12 protein-coding genes, 1 pseudogene and 1 riboswitch are annotated in these 14,744 nt (G+C 60.6%); of the genes and pseudogenes, 7 read left to right on the forward strand and 6 right to left on the reverse strand.

Going from position 1 to position 14,744, the window contains the following annotated elements:
* Positions 1 to 528: 528 nt before the first annotated feature.
* Complete coding sequence (locus tag AC56PL_RS08100) at positions 529 to 2,028, reverse strand: alpha/beta hydrolase (protein WP_497153468.1); 1,500 nt, start codon at positions 2,026 to 2,028, stop codon at positions 529 to 531.
* Between the two features lie 738 nt (positions 2,029 to 2,766).
* Positions 2,767 to 3,399: a TetR/AcrR family transcriptional regulator gene (locus AC56PL_RS08105; RefSeq protein WP_497153469.1), complete on the reverse strand. Its 633-nt coding sequence runs from the start codon at positions 3,397 to 3,399 to the stop codon at positions 2,767 to 2,769.
* 94 nt (positions 3,400 to 3,493) lie between these two features.
* On the opposite strand from AC56PL_RS08105, the gene AC56PL_RS08110 reads away from it, so the two are divergent.
* The 3 genes from AC56PL_RS08110 to AC56PL_RS08120 all read left to right on the forward strand — a co-directional run bounded on the left by AC56PL_RS08110 (position 3,494) and on the right by AC56PL_RS08120 (position 5,563).
* Positions 3,494 to 4,135, forward strand: coding sequence for a hypothetical protein (locus AC56PL_RS08110; RefSeq protein ID WP_497153470.1), 642 nt, complete (start codon positions 3,494 to 3,496; stop codon positions 4,133 to 4,135).
* 20 nt (positions 4,136 to 4,155) lie between these two features.
* On the forward strand, positions 4,156 to 4,632 hold the full coding sequence (locus AC56PL_RS08115) for a hypothetical protein (protein ID WP_497153471.1): 477 nt from the start codon (positions 4,156 to 4,158) through the stop codon (positions 4,630 to 4,632).
* 463 nt (positions 4,633 to 5,095) lie between these two features.
* A complete protein-coding gene (locus tag AC56PL_RS08120; RefSeq protein WP_497153472.1) occupies positions 5,096 to 5,563 on the forward strand; it encodes a hypothetical protein in 468 nt (155 codons plus the stop codon).
* A 338-nt stretch (positions 5,564 to 5,901) separates the two neighbouring features.
* On the opposite strand, the gene AC56PL_RS08125 is transcribed toward AC56PL_RS08120, so the two are convergent.
* From AC56PL_RS08125 to AC56PL_RS08135, 3 genes and pseudogenes are all read right to left on the reverse strand, one after another.
* Positions 5,902 to 6,762 (reverse strand): hypothetical protein, encoded by an 861-nt coding sequence (locus AC56PL_RS08125; protein ID WP_497153473.1) that lies wholly within the window; start codon positions 6,760 to 6,762, stop codon positions 5,902 to 5,904.
* Positions 6,759 to 7,580, reverse strand: a complete 822-nt coding sequence (locus AC56PL_RS08130) for a MerR family transcriptional regulator (RefSeq protein ID WP_497153474.1) — start codon at positions 7,578 to 7,580, stop codon at positions 6,759 to 6,761. The genes AC56PL_RS08125 and AC56PL_RS08130 overlap by 4 nt, the downstream gene beginning before the upstream one ends.
* A gap of 247 nt (positions 7,581 to 7,827) precedes the next feature.
* Positions 7,828 to 8,675, reverse strand: a pseudogene (locus AC56PL_RS08135) (bifunctional 5,10-methylenetetrahydrofolate dehydrogenase/5,10-methenyltetrahydrofolate cyclohydrolase).
* 19 nt (positions 8,676 to 8,694) lie between these two features.
* Positions 8,695 to 8,771, reverse strand: a riboswitch (ZMP/ZTP riboswitch).
* Between the two features lie 326 nt (positions 8,772 to 9,097).
* On the opposite strand from AC56PL_RS08135, the gene AC56PL_RS08140 reads away from it, so the two are divergent.
* From AC56PL_RS08140 to AC56PL_RS08155, 4 genes are all read left to right on the forward strand, one after another.
* Complete coding sequence (locus tag AC56PL_RS08140) at positions 9,098 to 9,631, forward strand: DUF6461 domain-containing protein (RefSeq protein ID WP_497153475.1); 534 nt, start codon at positions 9,098 to 9,100, stop codon at positions 9,629 to 9,631.
* Positions 9,632 to 9,846: 215 nt separating this feature from the next.
* Positions 9,847 to 11,082: a DUF6924 domain-containing protein gene (locus AC56PL_RS08145; protein WP_497153476.1), complete on the forward strand. Its 1,236-nt coding sequence runs from the start codon at positions 9,847 to 9,849 to the stop codon at positions 11,080 to 11,082.
* Positions 11,083 to 12,321: 1,239 nt separating this feature from the next.
* Positions 12,322 to 12,972: an SMI1/KNR4 family protein gene (locus AC56PL_RS08150; protein ID WP_497153477.1), complete on the forward strand. Its 651-nt coding sequence runs from the start codon at positions 12,322 to 12,324 to the stop codon at positions 12,970 to 12,972.
* A 195-nt stretch (positions 12,973 to 13,167) separates the two neighbouring features.
* Positions 13,168 to 13,755: a hypothetical protein gene (locus AC56PL_RS08155; protein WP_497153478.1), complete on the forward strand. Its 588-nt coding sequence runs from the start codon at positions 13,168 to 13,170 to the stop codon at positions 13,753 to 13,755.
* Between the two features lie 351 nt (positions 13,756 to 14,106).
* Here the strand turns inward: AC56PL_RS08155 and AC56PL_RS08160 are convergent, their stop codons facing one another.
* Positions 14,107 to 14,721 (reverse strand): cold-shock protein, encoded by a 615-nt coding sequence (locus AC56PL_RS08160; protein WP_497153479.1) that lies wholly within the window; start codon positions 14,719 to 14,721, stop codon positions 14,107 to 14,109.
* Positions 14,722 to 14,744: the final 23 nt, after the last annotated feature.

Here is a 14,744-nt window from a genome sequence, read left to right on the forward strand (position 1 = left end):
GCGATGCATTGCGGACCCGTTGTGGTTGGCACGTCAACCCTGCATAGGAATGGATGACCGGCTGGAGTCCCTCAGTGCGCTGGACCCCAGCGGTTCGTCCTCACCGTTAGGTCTCCGTAGGTCTGTAGATATGTTGCCCAGCCGGGCAATGGTCTTTTGGGCTGTATTTCGTCAGATGGTCAGGGACCGTTGCGTAGCACGACCAGATCTGAATCGAAGAGGGGTCGCGGCCCGCCTTCTCTGCCGCATCACGAACCGTCAACGCAGCGGACCACGGTCTCGTCCGAAAAGTGCGTATACAGCACAACGACATTGGCCGCTCGTCTCGCGAGGGGCGAGTGTTGCTGGACGAGACTGACCCTGCGAGCGTGACCCGGGCTCGCGACGTTGATGAGTGTGCGGGCCGGTTTGCCGAACGCCGCGAAGTCCGGGCTCGGGCCATCGCGGCGTCGGCAATCACGTTGCTGCACAATGCGATGGTGCAATGGACCCCGATCAGCGAGCACCCAGGGCAACGCGGGATGGACCTCAGCAGATGGTGCCCTCCTCGGGCATGGTGCCGTTAACCAGAAACTCGGTGATGGCGTCCTGTGCGCACGGGTTGGTGCCGAGAACGTAGACCCCGTGTCCGCTGCCGTCGACGGTGAGAAGTGTTGATCGATCACCGAATTTCTGGTGCATGATTTCGCCGCCACGCAGCGGAGTGACCGGGTCGCGTCGGTTCTGGGCGATGAGGACATTGCTCGGTCCCTTGGTCTCGACGGCAATCGGTGCCTCGGCAGGCTCGCTCTTCCAGAAAGCGCAGGGCATGATGTTCGCGGTCGCCGCACCGAACAACGGGTACCTCTGGCTGTCTTCGGCCACTGCTTGCCGGTAATCGGCGATGTCTTCCGACCATTGAACGTCGTTGCACGTCACCGCCAGAAACACCGACCAACTGTTGTCGCCCACAGAGGGCGTCGAATCGAACGTCGGTGGCTCAGGCACCAGCATCGAATCCGGCGCATTCCGAGCGGATTGCCAAAATTGCGCGGCACCTTCGTACGAGCGCGGGTTGTACAGCCATGCGAACGTCGCGAGCCGAAATGCCCGACCATTCGTGCCCTCGAACCAAGCCCTATCCAACCGATCGGCGATCTCGAAGTACGTGCTGCGCACCTCGTCTGGCGTCGCACCCAGGCCGAACCGATCATTGCGCTCTGCAGCCCATTTCGCGAAATCCGGAAAAGTCTCCTCCATACCCAGTCCGTACCGGCGCATGCCCTCGCCGTCGAGGTGAGTGTCACCGACATTGCTGTCGAGGACGATCCGGTCCGATGCATCCGGGAACATCGACGCGTAGGCGGCACCGAGCGCAGTGCCGTACGAGTAGCCGAGGAAACTCGCCTTCTCCTCACCCAACGCGGCGCGAATCCGATCCAGATCCCGGGCGATGTTGGCCGTGCTGATGTGCTCAAGTCGACCATCGACATCATTGGCCGCGCAGCGCTCGGCTACTTTCTTCGAGGTCGCCACTTGCTCGTCGAACGCTGCCTCATCGTATGCAAAAGGCGGCACTGCGCCGTAATACTGCAGGTCATCGGTGAACCCGCAACTGATCGCAGCCGAATGTCCGACGCCACGCAGATCCATACCGATCAGGTCGTAGCTGCCGAGAACGTCCTTCGGCATACCCAGGGACTCGAGAAATCTGGGTTGATCGAGTCCGGTGCCGCCGGGGCCACCAGGATTGAGCAACAGCACACCTCGACGTTGCTCGGGATTGCTCGACGGCAATCGCGAGATCATGAGGTCGATCTGCTCCCCTTCGGCATCGTCGTAGTCCAGCGGCACGGGCAGGGTGGTGCACTGCAGCCGAGCCGGACCGTCCGCGGGATTTTCGACGCCAGCGGGGCAGGTACCCCACGAGAGGATCGGCGCCGGTTCTGGCTCTGCTGTACCCGGCGCGGACGGCTGAGAGCAGCCGGTCACCAGTAGGCCGATCACCGCCACTGCCGCTGCCGACTGGCGGTACGACCGGAGTTTCATGGTGTTCCTTCCTTGTCGTCGGCGCTGTCACACCGACTAGCACGCCGTACTATCGTCATGGTTGGCAACATTAGCACACTGTATTAACACGGTGTGATAGAGCTCCGAATAGGACATCTGTCATGGCCGCAACCGGCATTGATCGGCCCGGGAATCATCAACAGCTGGTACCGCTTCGTGGGCGACCGCCGATCCGCCGCAGGTGGCAGGCATGCTCGCGCGATCGCCCATCTCCAAGCTCGACGACGTGATGGCACCTCTGCTAATTGCCCAATTGCCCTTGGGGCCAACGATCCCGGGTGGTCAAAGCGGAATCGGGCGACGTCGTCGAGCGACTCCGGTCACGGGGCGTCGACGTCGACTACTTTGTATTCGAGGACGAGGGTCACGGATTCGTCAGCCGGAGAACAGCACCCGCTCCTCCGGCCGCTCGGGGATGAGCCGCAGCTTGACGTCGACGGCCGAGAGATCGGTAACCTCGCAGCAAGCGAAGGCATGATCTCCGACCAGTGCGTCGAGGGGCCAGCTGGCCCGCCAGCATCGCAGGGCTCTCCGAACTGCAAAGGGGGAGGCCCGACGCCATATTCGCTTGCAGCGACGGATGCTACGACCGTTCAGAAACCGGGCAATACGCTGATGCCTTCGAAGCCTCGTTCGCCATCAACTGCATCGGCGAAGTAACGCAGTTCTCGACCCGAGAACCAGCCCCGCAGCGCTCAGCCACTCCGACGACGATGGTCAAGATCGAGAGTGTGCTGATGATGCCGCAGGCCATGCATTTGTCGCGGTGTGAACCGCGAGGCGAAGCGTTTCCGTTTCAGTCTCGACCTCGATCGCCTCTGCGGGCAGGACCCGCTCCACCATGAGCCCGCTGATGACGGTGGTGAGGAATCGCGCTCGCTGCTCAATCTTGCCCGCAGGGATCGCGTCCTCGTCGACGAGGGTGGTCAACCAACGCTCTATGCGGTGGCGACCCATTCGCTCGAGCGCGAGATAGGTGGCCGCATCGTCATCGGCCGGAGGAGATGCCACGTACGCCTCGTACAGTGCTCCCCAGTGCTTTCGGGCGCGATCGCCGACCCCTATTTGCGCGAGCATCAGTTGCAAGCACGCGATGAGTCGGTCGGTTGGCGTCAGTGCGCGATTGTCGATCGGATCGTCCGGGATGTCGACGTCGTAGATCCCGGCGACGACAGTGTCCACGAGGTCTCGCTGCGTGGGAAAAAAGTGCCGTAGTGAGCCTGTGCTCACCTGAGCGCGAGCGGCAACCGCCCGAACGCTCAACCGTGCGGTGGGGTTTTCTCCGAGCATCGTCGCTGCAGCGATCAGAATCTTGTCGCGCGTGCCCGGAGTCTTGGCTTCTACGTCCATGTGTGCCCTCCCATGGTGACTGTATATCACAGCGTGCTAGCTTCTCTCCCCAGTTACTATCACGCTGTACTAGTCACGGATCGAGGATGGGAAGATGGGATTCAAAGAGTGGGGCAACCGCCGCGTGCGCGCCGGATCGGGGGCGCCGTTGCGTCGGTACCGCTGGTGGCAGATGTTCGGGCGATCTCTCCGAACCATCACGCTTCCGTTGCCCGACGGCACGCCGTCTACCTATGCCGTCGATGTTCGTCACGCCGGCGACATGACGGACGGCGTAATCCGTGCGCGCCTATACGTGAACGGGTCGATGCACTCGTACTCGAAGATGCCGGCGCGCTTACCGGTCCCGGGAGGTCACATCGAAGTTGCCATCAACGGCTTCGGGCTCAAACGGTGCCACTACGTGCGTCCGGACGGCACCGAGCAGCCGCTGACTCCCGATCCTGCCTCCGCTGAAGGACGTCGAGCCCGGCTGCACCACAATCACCCCGGTCCGAGCCACGTCATCGGCATCATCTCGACCGTGCTCGTCATCGCCGGCGTGTGTGTCACGGTGCCGCAGATCATCGCGTCGATCTCCCAGGTTCCACCCATCGCCGACTCGATCGGAATCTTCACCTCTCCCGTGCAACTGCCCCTCCACATCGACCTGCTCTTCGGGCTCGCGGCTGTCATCGGCAGCATGGAACGAGCGCTGCGGATGCGATCGAGCTGGATCGACGAACTCGCCAACTGAACACACGAAACGAACCAAACATGAAGGCAGACACGTTCGACTGGATGCGCCATCGGTCACCTTTGATTTTGGGCGCGGGGAAGAGCGTTGCGGCTCGCAATGCTGTTGGCGTTACCCGTGTCTGCGCCACAACAGGTTTGAACCTTGCTGCGAGCGGCAGCCGCACCATTTACCGGGTCGCGCAAGCAAAGTACGGTCCAATGAGCCCGCGCCCTCGCGGCGTCGGCGACGACCCGGTACCGCATGAGTGGTCACGCTGGGATACCCCTGGCCGCACCATCCATGGAGGCTCAACAGAGCTAGGTGCCCTCGTTGAAGTGCTCGAGTACATAACACCCGCGCCGCCGCAGATCGCGCTAACTGACCTGTTCGATGATGTCGAACCAGACGACGCAATCACCCTCGATGCGCAGATCGAGAGTGAGCTGCCCGGGGCATGGAGCCATGTCGTACCGATCGATTTCGAAAGGCTGGCGTCAGCCGCGACGGCTCTATGAGTTGCAATTCCCGCCGACTGGTTGGTTCGTAGATGTAGCGGGAGCGAACTCCATCTCCTCAATAGGTCACGAACTTAGTTCCCTGCTCGAGGACTGTGGACTGAATCGTTTGACATTGAGCGAGCCCACAAGCTCATCAAACGAGATGAAGCCGTTGACTACGGGGATAGCGACATGGCTTCGCGATTCCATCGTTCTCGACGATGGAACGCGCCCCCATGGGGTCGTCTACCCGTCGAAGTGGGGTGCCACACGGGTGAATTGGGCGATGTGGATGCGTCGCACTGACGATGAGACAGGCACCGATCCAGTGCACGTTATCGAAACCGTAGATATTGGCGGACACATCAAACCGCTCATTGATGCGGCGAACCTATGTAGGTTGACGATCTTTTGACGTACGTACCCGACGCCGACGGCAAACGTCCTGGCCATTCGCGTCGGTTGTTGGAACAGTGGTCGCATGCCCCCTTCGGAGTTCTATACGACCGATCAGCTGGTCTGGCGGTTCTCGTTGTTTGCAGAGGATGCGCCGGACGATGTGCCGGACCAGTGGACTGAGGCATTTTTGGCGGTGGCTCGCGATCTGCGGTACCGCAGATATGGCAGGTCGATCGCGTTCGACCACGTGGGATGGGAGCTGCGGGTAAACGATGACTTTTCCGTGTGGATCGGAATCGTGGCTGGTGCGGGTGCTGAAATCGGTGGCTGTTTGATGGGTCAGTGCTTCACCCTCGATGCGTCAGCAGCCCAGGCGACTGTGTGGGTGGCCTCGACGGTGCAGGACGAATTGGCTGGATATGAGTTCGTGCAGTGGCCGTCTGACGGTTGGCGAATGTTGGCGCCGGGGGTGCGGGATGGGGTAGCTGTGTGGGTGGATTTGTCCACGACAGAAGTGGCCGCAGAAATCGGGTCCCTCTCGGAGGGATAAAGCGTACTGCCCCGAATATGCACTACTGCAATAGATCCCACACGACTACCACAGGTGCAATCACAGGGTACTGGCCGAGGGTGACGTTAGGTCGGGGATGTGTGCCGATGGGGACAATTGTGGTGGAGAGGCGGCCCTCGTCTACCGATCTGTCTGCCGGCATTGAACCTTCATTGCGGCCAGTGGGCGCCCTGAGTAAGTTCCAGACGGAGGTACTCGAACTTGGGCTTGTCAAGCGCCACATCGATGTCTCTCCCTCGGCCGTTCCTGAGGCACTGATTCGTGAGACATTGCTGGTTTGCTTGACACTAGGTGGCCCGATGACCAGGGCTACTGAATCAGCACTGCCCATCAGCGCGACGCAGAAACACGTCTTTCCTCAGTTCGGTCACGAGCGCAGCAGCGTCATCGACATACATGCTGACGTAATCGACGGACGAGGTCTCCCGGAATCGCGGGAGCATCGCAGGTAGTTGAATCGAGAGCGATTGAGTAAGAGCGATATCGACGTTTGTTCCGTCGATGTTCGGCAGGTACAACCGATTGTCGACGACCATCGGATTGGTCTCGGAAAACCGGCGAGAGAGCGCCACCGACGTGATGTCCGAACGATGGATCGAGGCGACGATCGTGCCGGACTGCCGCACCACGAAATGCGAATCGGTCAGGTAGTGCGGATGTACACGGTGAACCGCCAAATATCCGAGCAGCATCAGCAACGACCATACGGACAGCACCGCAAGTGTGACGCGAAGCCACAACCACGGGAGGACGAAGTGCAGCACACCGATTTCCACAAGGGTGGCGATACCGAACGCTACAGGCAGAACCATTGATCCACGGCTCGACCGGAACACGAGCGCGCCGGGTTCGATGCCGGCATCGCGGCCGCGCGCCCAGCACCACAGCGCCATGTACGCACGGATTTCCGCCCGAATTATCGGCCAAAAGGGCGAATCAGCGAACGCCGCATTTACGGCCTCCGATCTGCCAATTCCGCGGCACCAGTGAACTCTGAAACGTGCCACGAACCCGATGATCACGAGCACGACCAGGGGAAGTTCGACGGCGATGAACAAGAACAGTGCTTGTCTGGGTGCGAGAACACCTAACGCGAGTAGGACGGCATTGACGACGAGGACAGCCACTGTCACCAGTTGCGTGACCCGATGAAAGGCCTTGGCGGTGAGGCTGTTCATTCCGCAATCGCCGCCGAGCCCGCCGAGCCCGTCGAGGTCGTGAGCGCGCGTTGCACGCGTAGGACCACCTCTCGTTGAGCCGGGTCGGGAATGACATCGTCGAGTGATACCGGCATGCCAGCGTCTCCCCACTGGGCGGTATCGGAATCCATGTCGGTGTATGTGCCGGCATCCTCGAACTGCGCAAGCAAGTTCCGGGACAGTAGCTCGATTTCCTGTTCCACTGAATCCGGTGTGCGCCCAGCCAGATTCGACCACTGGGCGAGAAACGCGAAGTAGCGGGAACGCTGCTCATCGTCGGCTATCGACGCCGCGTATGAAGAGAGAAACTCCTCGGGTACGTTGCCGGAGATAGCGAGTACTTCGAGCAGATCGCGTTCACGCTCGAGTGCTGTCCGTACCGCAGGTGTGGGTGCGGTGTCGATGGCGGTAGCCAACAAACCTGCGACATCGACAGGTAGCGCGGAGATCGGACGACCGTTGTCTACATCCGCGCGCATTGAGGTGAGCCTGACGAGTCGACGCGCGAGTTTCGCGTGCTCGGCGCGCATCACACCAATCAGTGAATTGAGGTCGGCGATCGTATCGTCGGTGTCCTTGTCGGACGAATCTTGCGAAAGTATCGCGGACACCGAGCCGAGTGGGACTCCGCTGTCGGCGAGCCAGCGAATCCGCATCAGGCGGACAACGTCGCTCATCGTGTACTCGCGGTAGCCGTTTGAGCGACGATGTGGCTCGTCCAGTAGCCCGAGGCGGTGGTAGTGGCGGACCGTTCTCGGTGTGGTGTCGGCAGCGGCGGCGAGCTGACCAATTTGCATGGTCCAAGTGTCAACTATGACCTAACGTCAGGGTCAAGAAGAGCTGCACGGCGGGAAACCTCACTTCTGCCACAACCTAGCCCGAAGGCCGTCCCACTCCCTTGGCGTGCTCGTCGATAACAGCGAGGAGCTCTCCGTTCCTCCATGTCTCTGAATCGGCCGTTTCTGGGGTACCGAAACGTGAGACAGGCCCCGGCATGGCGTTCGCGAACGTCGTGCCGGGGTCCCATCCATACGCGACTGACGCCTACTGCGTCTTTGCGTGGTTCTTCGCGGCAGTAAGGGTCTGATCCAAGAGGACTGCGATCGTCATCGGACCCACCCCGCCCGGAACCGGAGTGATCAGGCGCGCGCGCTCGCAGGCGGCCTGAAACTCGACATCACCGACGTTGCCCTCGTTGTATCCGGCATCGACAACTACCGCTCCCTTCCTGATCCACTCACCCCGCACAACCTCGGGCGCCCGACCGCGGCGATCACGATATCCGCAGCCTTGACCGCCTCCGCGACATCTCGCGTGTGGGAGTGACAGAACGTCACGGTCGCATCAGCAGCGAGAAGCATCATCCCCACCGGTCTGCCGAGGATCGGGCTGCGGCCGATCACGACGGCGGAAGCGCCTGCAACCGCGACGCCGTAGGCATCGAGAAGCCGCATGATTCCGCCCGGCGTCGCAGAAGTGAACCCTGGCTCTCCGAAAGCCATCTGCGCGAACGACGTTCGAGTCACGCCGTCGACGTCCTTGCCCGGATCTATTGCCTCGAATGCGGCTCGCTCGTCCACGTGTGCGGGCACCGGATGCTGAAGGAGAATCCCGTCGACAGTCGGGTCTGCAGAGAGAGCGTCGAGGACTGCGACGAGTTCACTCGTCGCAGTCCTCTCGGGGAGGTCGACTCGCCGGGATTCGATACCGACCTTCTGCGAGCGATTGACCTTCATCCGCACGTACACGTGTGAGGACGCGTCGTCGCCGACCAGGACCGTTGCTAGACAGGGTCTCCGCCCTGCCGACGCCATGAACTCGGATACTCCCTCGGCCACGCGACTTAATGTCTGCGCTGCGATGCTGGCACCATCGAGTAATTGCGCTGTCATCACGTTCTCCGCTCGGTGCGGAGAACGCCCAGGCGGACGACGCTCTCGACTTCACTCCCCGGTAGTTTTCTACCCTCGCCAGTCGTGTTCCGTCAGCGTAGAGGGCCTCGGGGTGAAGTGTCTATCGGCGGTCGACGCTTTCCGGTAGGGGAACCCCAGGTCGGGGCAACAAAGACTCTAAAACAACGTGGACTCACCTACGGGGAACATGCCATGAACGTACCGCGAGTAAATGAACCGGTAACGGGACGCGATGCAGTGTGGCTTATTGTTCCCAACGGCCACTAGTGGCGGAAGGATTGCTGCACAATAATTTTCACCCATAGGACGGCTCATCTTTCGTCCACAGATAGTCACGAAAGGTCGACGTGGCTCGGATCATGCCAGACTTATGGAGATCCGAGCTGTCTAGGATGACTGCCATGGACGTTGTGACGTACCGGGACTATGGATGGACTAAGAAGGGCTCGGACCTGTTCCGTGCGTTCTGTTTGACGTACATCAGCAACGCACGGGTGGCGGAGGTGATCGACGCTCTTCCTACGGTCGGTCAGCCCGAGCAGGGCGACCTCCAAACCCTCATCTCTCGATCGATGGAGTCGTGGGACGAGATCAGCGACAACAATCTCTTGGTTGGTCTCTTCCAGCACGGCGGCTGGACCGTAATGTATGAGCACAATGGCTACATCGGAGCCAGTGATCAACTGATACAACCACTCTCGGTTGGTAGGGAAGTCGTTGTTCATCATGGCAGCGAGAATTCTTACTTCTATTGGTACGTCGACGGTGTGCGCCGGACGTGGTTTGAAACGCTATTCGCCTCCCGGCGGCAGGGATCGGCACCTGATGAGCTTGTGCCTGCGATGCGTCAGATCGGCGGGTTCGAACTCGATCCCGACGTAGAACGCACCGAGTTTCACCATGACGAGGCGACGTTCGCGCTTTGTGACACCTGACCGGTCTGCGTCTGACGCCGCAATTGTTGCGCGGTGCAGCGTTCACCGTTGTCGAGGTCGTCAACAGGCCGGGTACCCCCGCGGCGACTGCGCGCCGGCCCCGACCGTCGGCGGCCGACGCAGCAGCTCAACAGACGCAGGGGATCCGCGACTGGGCGCGGCGGCAGGGCCACAACATCCCGTAGTCGGCACCCGTCACCCGTACTTTGTTTGTTATGGAGGCTTCAAATAGTAAATCCGGGCGCATGCAGGTTCTTCGCGAGCTGCGGACGCGGAATTATGGATCGTTACTGATACGGACTGACTTCTCCAATGAGCAGGCGTGGATCGATATCCGTCGTCGTGCGTCGGCCCCGGTACTGGTCGCTGGGGGTGATGAGTTTCTGGCCGACGTGCACGTCGTCGACGACTCGCAGTTCGAAGGTTTGGAGGCTGCCGAGTTGGTTGCTGCAGGCGCCGATTGGAGCCTGGGGCAAGTGGCCTTCCTGGTCGACGAAACAGCTCTGATTCGGCCGTACCCGGTCGTGGCCGTCGACCTGAAAGCGGGACAAACCTTGCGGGTGCTGGTGAACTCCCTGTGGGTTATTGAGAACAACATGTCAGGGGGAAAACCTCTGTCTGAGTATGTCGAGAGCGCCATTGATGGCGTCTACTTCTGGCCCGCGGGCGGTATCTCGCTCGCGCCAGACTCATCTGTGCCCGGTCAGAGCATCGACGGCTACCGGGACCCCGCCCGCTTTCCAACGGATGAGCTGACCGGGCGCGAGGATCGTCACCGCCACGTCGCGCAACTGGCCGCGGAAGTAGCAAGACGAAGGCGGACACAGACAAGTGCAGAGCGGAAGGGGAAGCCTTCGCCTCACGGCCAGGAAACGGGGGAGCCGGCGGCCCGGCCCAATTCATTTATGCAACGCCGGCAAGACCGGCAAGCCCGCCTGCGAGAAGGCCTTGGTGGTGATGAAGAGCTCGAGCGTATAGCCGAGATCGCCCCTGAGATCGCGCAGCTCAACGAACTAGACCCAGCCCTGATCAGAGCTGTGGTGCGGTTGCCCCGAGACGAGCAACAACGAATTGCGCAGTGGTTGCTTCACAAAGCCCTAGAACGTGGGGGCATCGCGGACGACCCCGACGTTGTCGACGCCATTACCTCTCCGCGAGCAGAGTGGTACGCGACCCACTCCACCAAGGAGCTCGCCAGCAAGTTCGTCGACCATCCCACACCCAACGACCCATGGGACTCCTCTGAGCGAATTGCCGGGCCGTATGGACCTCCGCGAAACGCTGCGATGGCCGCTGTTTTTGCCATAGCTGCAGCCGCATTCCCCGTCCCCGATATCAGTGTGGTCCGGACGCTCCACGCGGCGTGCATCACCTTCGGCCAACATGCCCCGGATCTATTGAGGCAACTGGGGGAGCACTTCGACATTGGGGGGACTGAGGACTCAGAGTGACAGTTGGGCATGGTCGGCTGACGAAAAACGTTGTGCTGCAATATGAGCGGGTAACGAGACGTGGTGGAGCGAGGCGAGTAGAGTGTGGAATGCGGTTGAAGGCGGTCCGGGCTGCTTGGCTCGCCTAAATTTTGCGGCCGTAAAGGGGGTTCTGTGGTGTCCCGTTTGGGTGACGAGGGTGTAGTTGTGCGGGCGCTTCCCAGGCCGTTCGGGGCATCCAGGAGGAGTTTCAACTCCAGGCAGATGCCATTGTGGGTCCGGTCACCCGTCAGATGCTCGACAGTTTCGAAGGGCATCGGCGAAAGGCTCGACGGCCCCGTCTCTGAACCCGAGGCATCGCGGGCATAGCGTGCGTCGAGACACGAAAACTGTAGTGAGACTGGTGATTCGTCAGCTTGAACTCGTCCTACTTTACTGGTGACGAGACGGTGACTACAACTAGTTTGGTTGGTAGGGATACGGTGGCTCATGGTCGGACATCCAGCAGGTAGAGCGGGTCGCAGAGTCTTTAGGTTAGGTCTTTGTTTAGTGGCTTTAGCAGTGGTGATGATTGGAGTTGTGGGGCAGTTCCAGCATCCCGCTAGCGGCCTCGCTTGTGATGGGAACTCATGTAGCCCCACTGAGGGCAACTGGCCAACCGGTCTAGGGCTGTGGTCGGTCATCGTGGTTGCCGCGGTAGGGGCTGTCTTGACTGTTGTTGGCTACGTGCAGCGACGTTGTGCTGCAAAAAGAGTGGTTCGTCGTGAGGGATTAGGCAAATTAAGTGAGTAGACAAGATCGCGCTGTCGACTTCATAGTGCAATACGTCCGCGATAATTGGCACGTTATGCGTGATAGGCCGCTCAAAATGATTGATGCGTGGAGCGAGGATGATCGGTTGCTGTTTGTCTACGAAACCTCTTCGATACGGATGGGCCTAGACCGAGATCTTTCATCGCCGATCCTTGACATGCAACAGTCCGACACGGAACTTGCCAAGGAGATAGCTATGTACTCAGTGCTCGAACCGCGAGGAGTAGGGCCCCCGCGATCCCCAACCCGGAATAATATACTGGCTGACATCTGGGGAATCGTCAGCCTGGCATCCGGAGACTTTGAGTGAACTCCGCAATACGCGACCAAAGGGGAGGAACCGTTGATGATGAACTCGCCCTTCACGGTTTGTCCATCGTTGGCGTGCGGGAGAGTTAACTGACTTCACCGTGGGTGGGTGGGTTTTAGGGTTGCTACGGTGCATGAATGTCGGTTACCGAAGAATGGTCTGCCCTCCTGGGAGTGCTTGAGCGTGCACCGTCGGTGTCGCTGTCCTTTCGTCCTGCGCCGGCGAGAAGTGAAGTGGAGCGGGCCGAATCGTTGACCGCTGCGTCGTGGCCCGACCATTTGCGCGAGTTTCACTCGTGTCACGGCGGACAGAGCGCGGATGACTTCGGTGAGCTGCTGCCGATGTCAGAGTTGTTCGGACTCGGGCGGATGCTTGAGGAGCACCGCATGATGGTCGAGATCGGCCAACAGTGGATCGAGCATGATCCTGAGTACTATTCGCCGAAGGGTGCCGCAGACCTGGCCGGGACCGAGGCTGGTGTGTTCCTGCCGGCATACATTCCCATCGGCGGGGCAGACGGATGGTTGTTCTTCTGCGATACCCGGCCAGGGCCGAACAGCGGGTGCATTCGTTGGTGGGGCAAGTATGAAGCCGACCCTGCCGGACTGAGTTGGCCCTCGATCGCGGACATGATTCGTGCGGTACGCGTGAGCATCACCGGGGACGCGGCGTTGATCGAGTTTCCCGGCTCGGCTGGGTGGTGGCCGACAACCTTTGGCGGCAACTTGGCCTGGAACCCTGGCGGTCCACCCGATTCGGAAGAAGCTATCCCCGCCGACAGCCCTTGAATGCCTGTAATTTCGTCACTGGTGCCGAAAGTATTGCGCACTAATTGACGTCGATAATGCAGATTGCGTGGGGTTGTAGATTGGTTATCGCGCTGGGCGCGAATAACTCAAGACCGTGGAACTGTGCCAGAAGCGTCTACGCTCCTACTGACGGGCGCGGGACGTGTTGGCTACCTCAATCAGGAGAATCGCTCAATGGCGACTGCCGCCGCGACCCCGAACAGCTATCAGGTGATGCGACCCAGCGTGCTCGGAATGGGTCTTGCAACTCTCGCCTCGCTGATGGTTGCATGCGGCGGCAATGAGGGAGCAACCGGTGGCGCCACCGAATCGGATGCCGGTAACGCGTATGCCAGTGAATGTGCCGACGCCAAACTCGGTGCCAATATGTCCGCAGAAGAGGACAGGCTCGCACGAATCGAGTACCGGCGAGCTGAACCGGCATACTCGCCGGTCTCCCCGGCCCAGCTTGCAGAAGCCGAGTTCGCGCTCCATCGCACGTTCATTGAGGTGAGCCCGCCCGGGGCACAGGCAGAATTCGCCTACGAGGTCTGCTCCGACCTTGCATCGCTGGGCATTCTAGAGTCGCCTGAACTAGTCACCGCTGCACTGGGTTTCGGCTACAATGATTGCGCGATCGAGCGCCATTCGTCCGATGAAGCGAACGTGGGCAACATGAAGAAGGTTCAAGATACCTACCGCCGAATCTACATCAAGGCTAGAACGATCTTGTGCCCTCAGGCCGAGGAGTCCAATGCCACCAGCGCTTCTGCATCCAATTAGCGGCCTACCCTTCGCCTACGTTGGCCTCGGAGTCCGCCGCCTCGCATAGCTCGCAGCCCCGTCGACGTCTCCGCGAACCAATAACCCGAATATGGGTAACAGTCTTGTCCGGTGGAAGCGCGAAACGCCTGTAAGAGAGGCAGATTCGCGCAGTGCTCTTGATAAAAGTATGTCTGCGAGCAAATCCCGCGTCCGACAAGAACCAGGCCGGGCCCCATGGCAGACGCGACGTTCACCGACCCTGATGGGGACTTAACGTTGTCTCCGCATCGACGGAACTTTTGAACGAAAAGCCCCTGCCTTCCGGTGATGTTGTTCCTGTTCATCCTGATCGGGGTGGCTCGGTCGGCGTCATAGACTGTGGGCCGAGACTGCACGGAACTCATACCCGTCCTGTTTGGCCTGCTCGTAGGTAAATTCGACGGCCTGTCCGGGATCGAGTCGGCGGTAGCCTGTGCCGACGACTGCCGAATAGTGCGTCCAGGTACCACCCGGGGTCGAGTCGGAATCGAGCACCCCCCAGCCTTCTTCATCGGCCCAGAGCCGCACCGTGCCGACGGTGGTGTATAGGTCCGGTGGTTCGATGGTTGGTGTTTTGGCGTTGTCGCGGACTACTTCTCGCATGACTGTCAGCCCGTCGGGGCCGGGATCGCCAACGCTGTCCCACAAGCTGGTGGAAAATGCCCGGGTCGGCTGGGACAGCGGCGCAGTAGCCGCGCCCCGCGGCCATACCTTCTGTACGGAGTAGCGCAGACCCTCGATCGGTTCGACAACTTCCGACCACTCGAACTCGACTTCGGTACCCGGCCGCAAGCCCATCGACGCTCCTGGTCGGCTTAGATCAGCCACAGCTTCGATTTTGAGCGAGAATCGCGTGGCGTATGCCCCGCCCGGGGTGTCATCCGAGTCGAGGACCCCCCACTCCTCACTGAAATGCCATACCCGCACAACTCCGGTTGACGACATGACGCAACAGTAACCGCTGGGGG

It is taken from the genome of Williamsia sp. Y721 (genome assembly GCF_059683565.1).

Excerpts from the sequence above, each read along its gene's own strand:
- AC56PL_RS08120 (WP_497153472.1), top strand. The coding sequence starts at position 5,096 with ATGCCCCCTTCGGAGTTCTATACGACCGATCAGCTGGTCTGGCGGTTC.
- AC56PL_RS08150 (WP_497153477.1), top strand. The coding sequence starts at position 12,322 with ATGTCGGTTACCGAAGAATGGTCTGCCCTCCTGGGAGTGCTTGAGCGT.
- AC56PL_RS08140 (WP_497153475.1), top strand. The coding sequence starts at position 9,098 with ATGGACGTTGTGACGTACCGGGACTATGGATGGACTAAGAAGGGCTCG.
- AC56PL_RS08160 (WP_497153479.1), bottom strand. The coding sequence starts at position 14,721 with ATGTCGTCAACCGGAGTTGTGCGGGTATGGCATTTCAGTGAGGAGTGG.
- AC56PL_RS08130 (WP_497153474.1), bottom strand. The coding sequence starts at position 7,580 with ATGCAAATTGGTCAGCTCGCCGCCGCTGCCGACACCACACCGAGAACG.
- AC56PL_RS08155 (WP_497153478.1), top strand. The coding sequence starts at position 13,168 with ATGGCGACTGCCGCCGCGACCCCGAACAGCTATCAGGTGATGCGACCC.
- AC56PL_RS08110 (WP_497153470.1), top strand. The coding sequence starts at position 3,494 with ATGGGATTCAAAGAGTGGGGCAACCGCCGCGTGCGCGCCGGATCGGGG.
- AC56PL_RS08145 (WP_497153476.1), top strand. The coding sequence starts at position 9,847 with ATGGAGGCTTCAAATAGTAAATCCGGGCGCATGCAGGTTCTTCGCGAG.
- AC56PL_RS08125 (WP_497153473.1), bottom strand. The coding sequence starts at position 6,762 with ATGAACAGCCTCACCGCCAAGGCCTTTCATCGGGTCACGCAACTGGTG.
- AC56PL_RS08100 (WP_497153468.1), bottom strand. The coding sequence starts at position 2,028 with ATGAAACTCCGGTCGTACCGCCAGTCGGCAGCGGCAGTGGCGGTGATC.
- AC56PL_RS08115 (WP_497153471.1), top strand. The coding sequence starts at position 4,156 with ATGAAGGCAGACACGTTCGACTGGATGCGCCATCGGTCACCTTTGATT.
- AC56PL_RS08105 (WP_497153469.1), bottom strand. The coding sequence starts at position 3,399 with ATGGACGTAGAAGCCAAGACTCCGGGCACGCGCGACAAGATTCTGATC.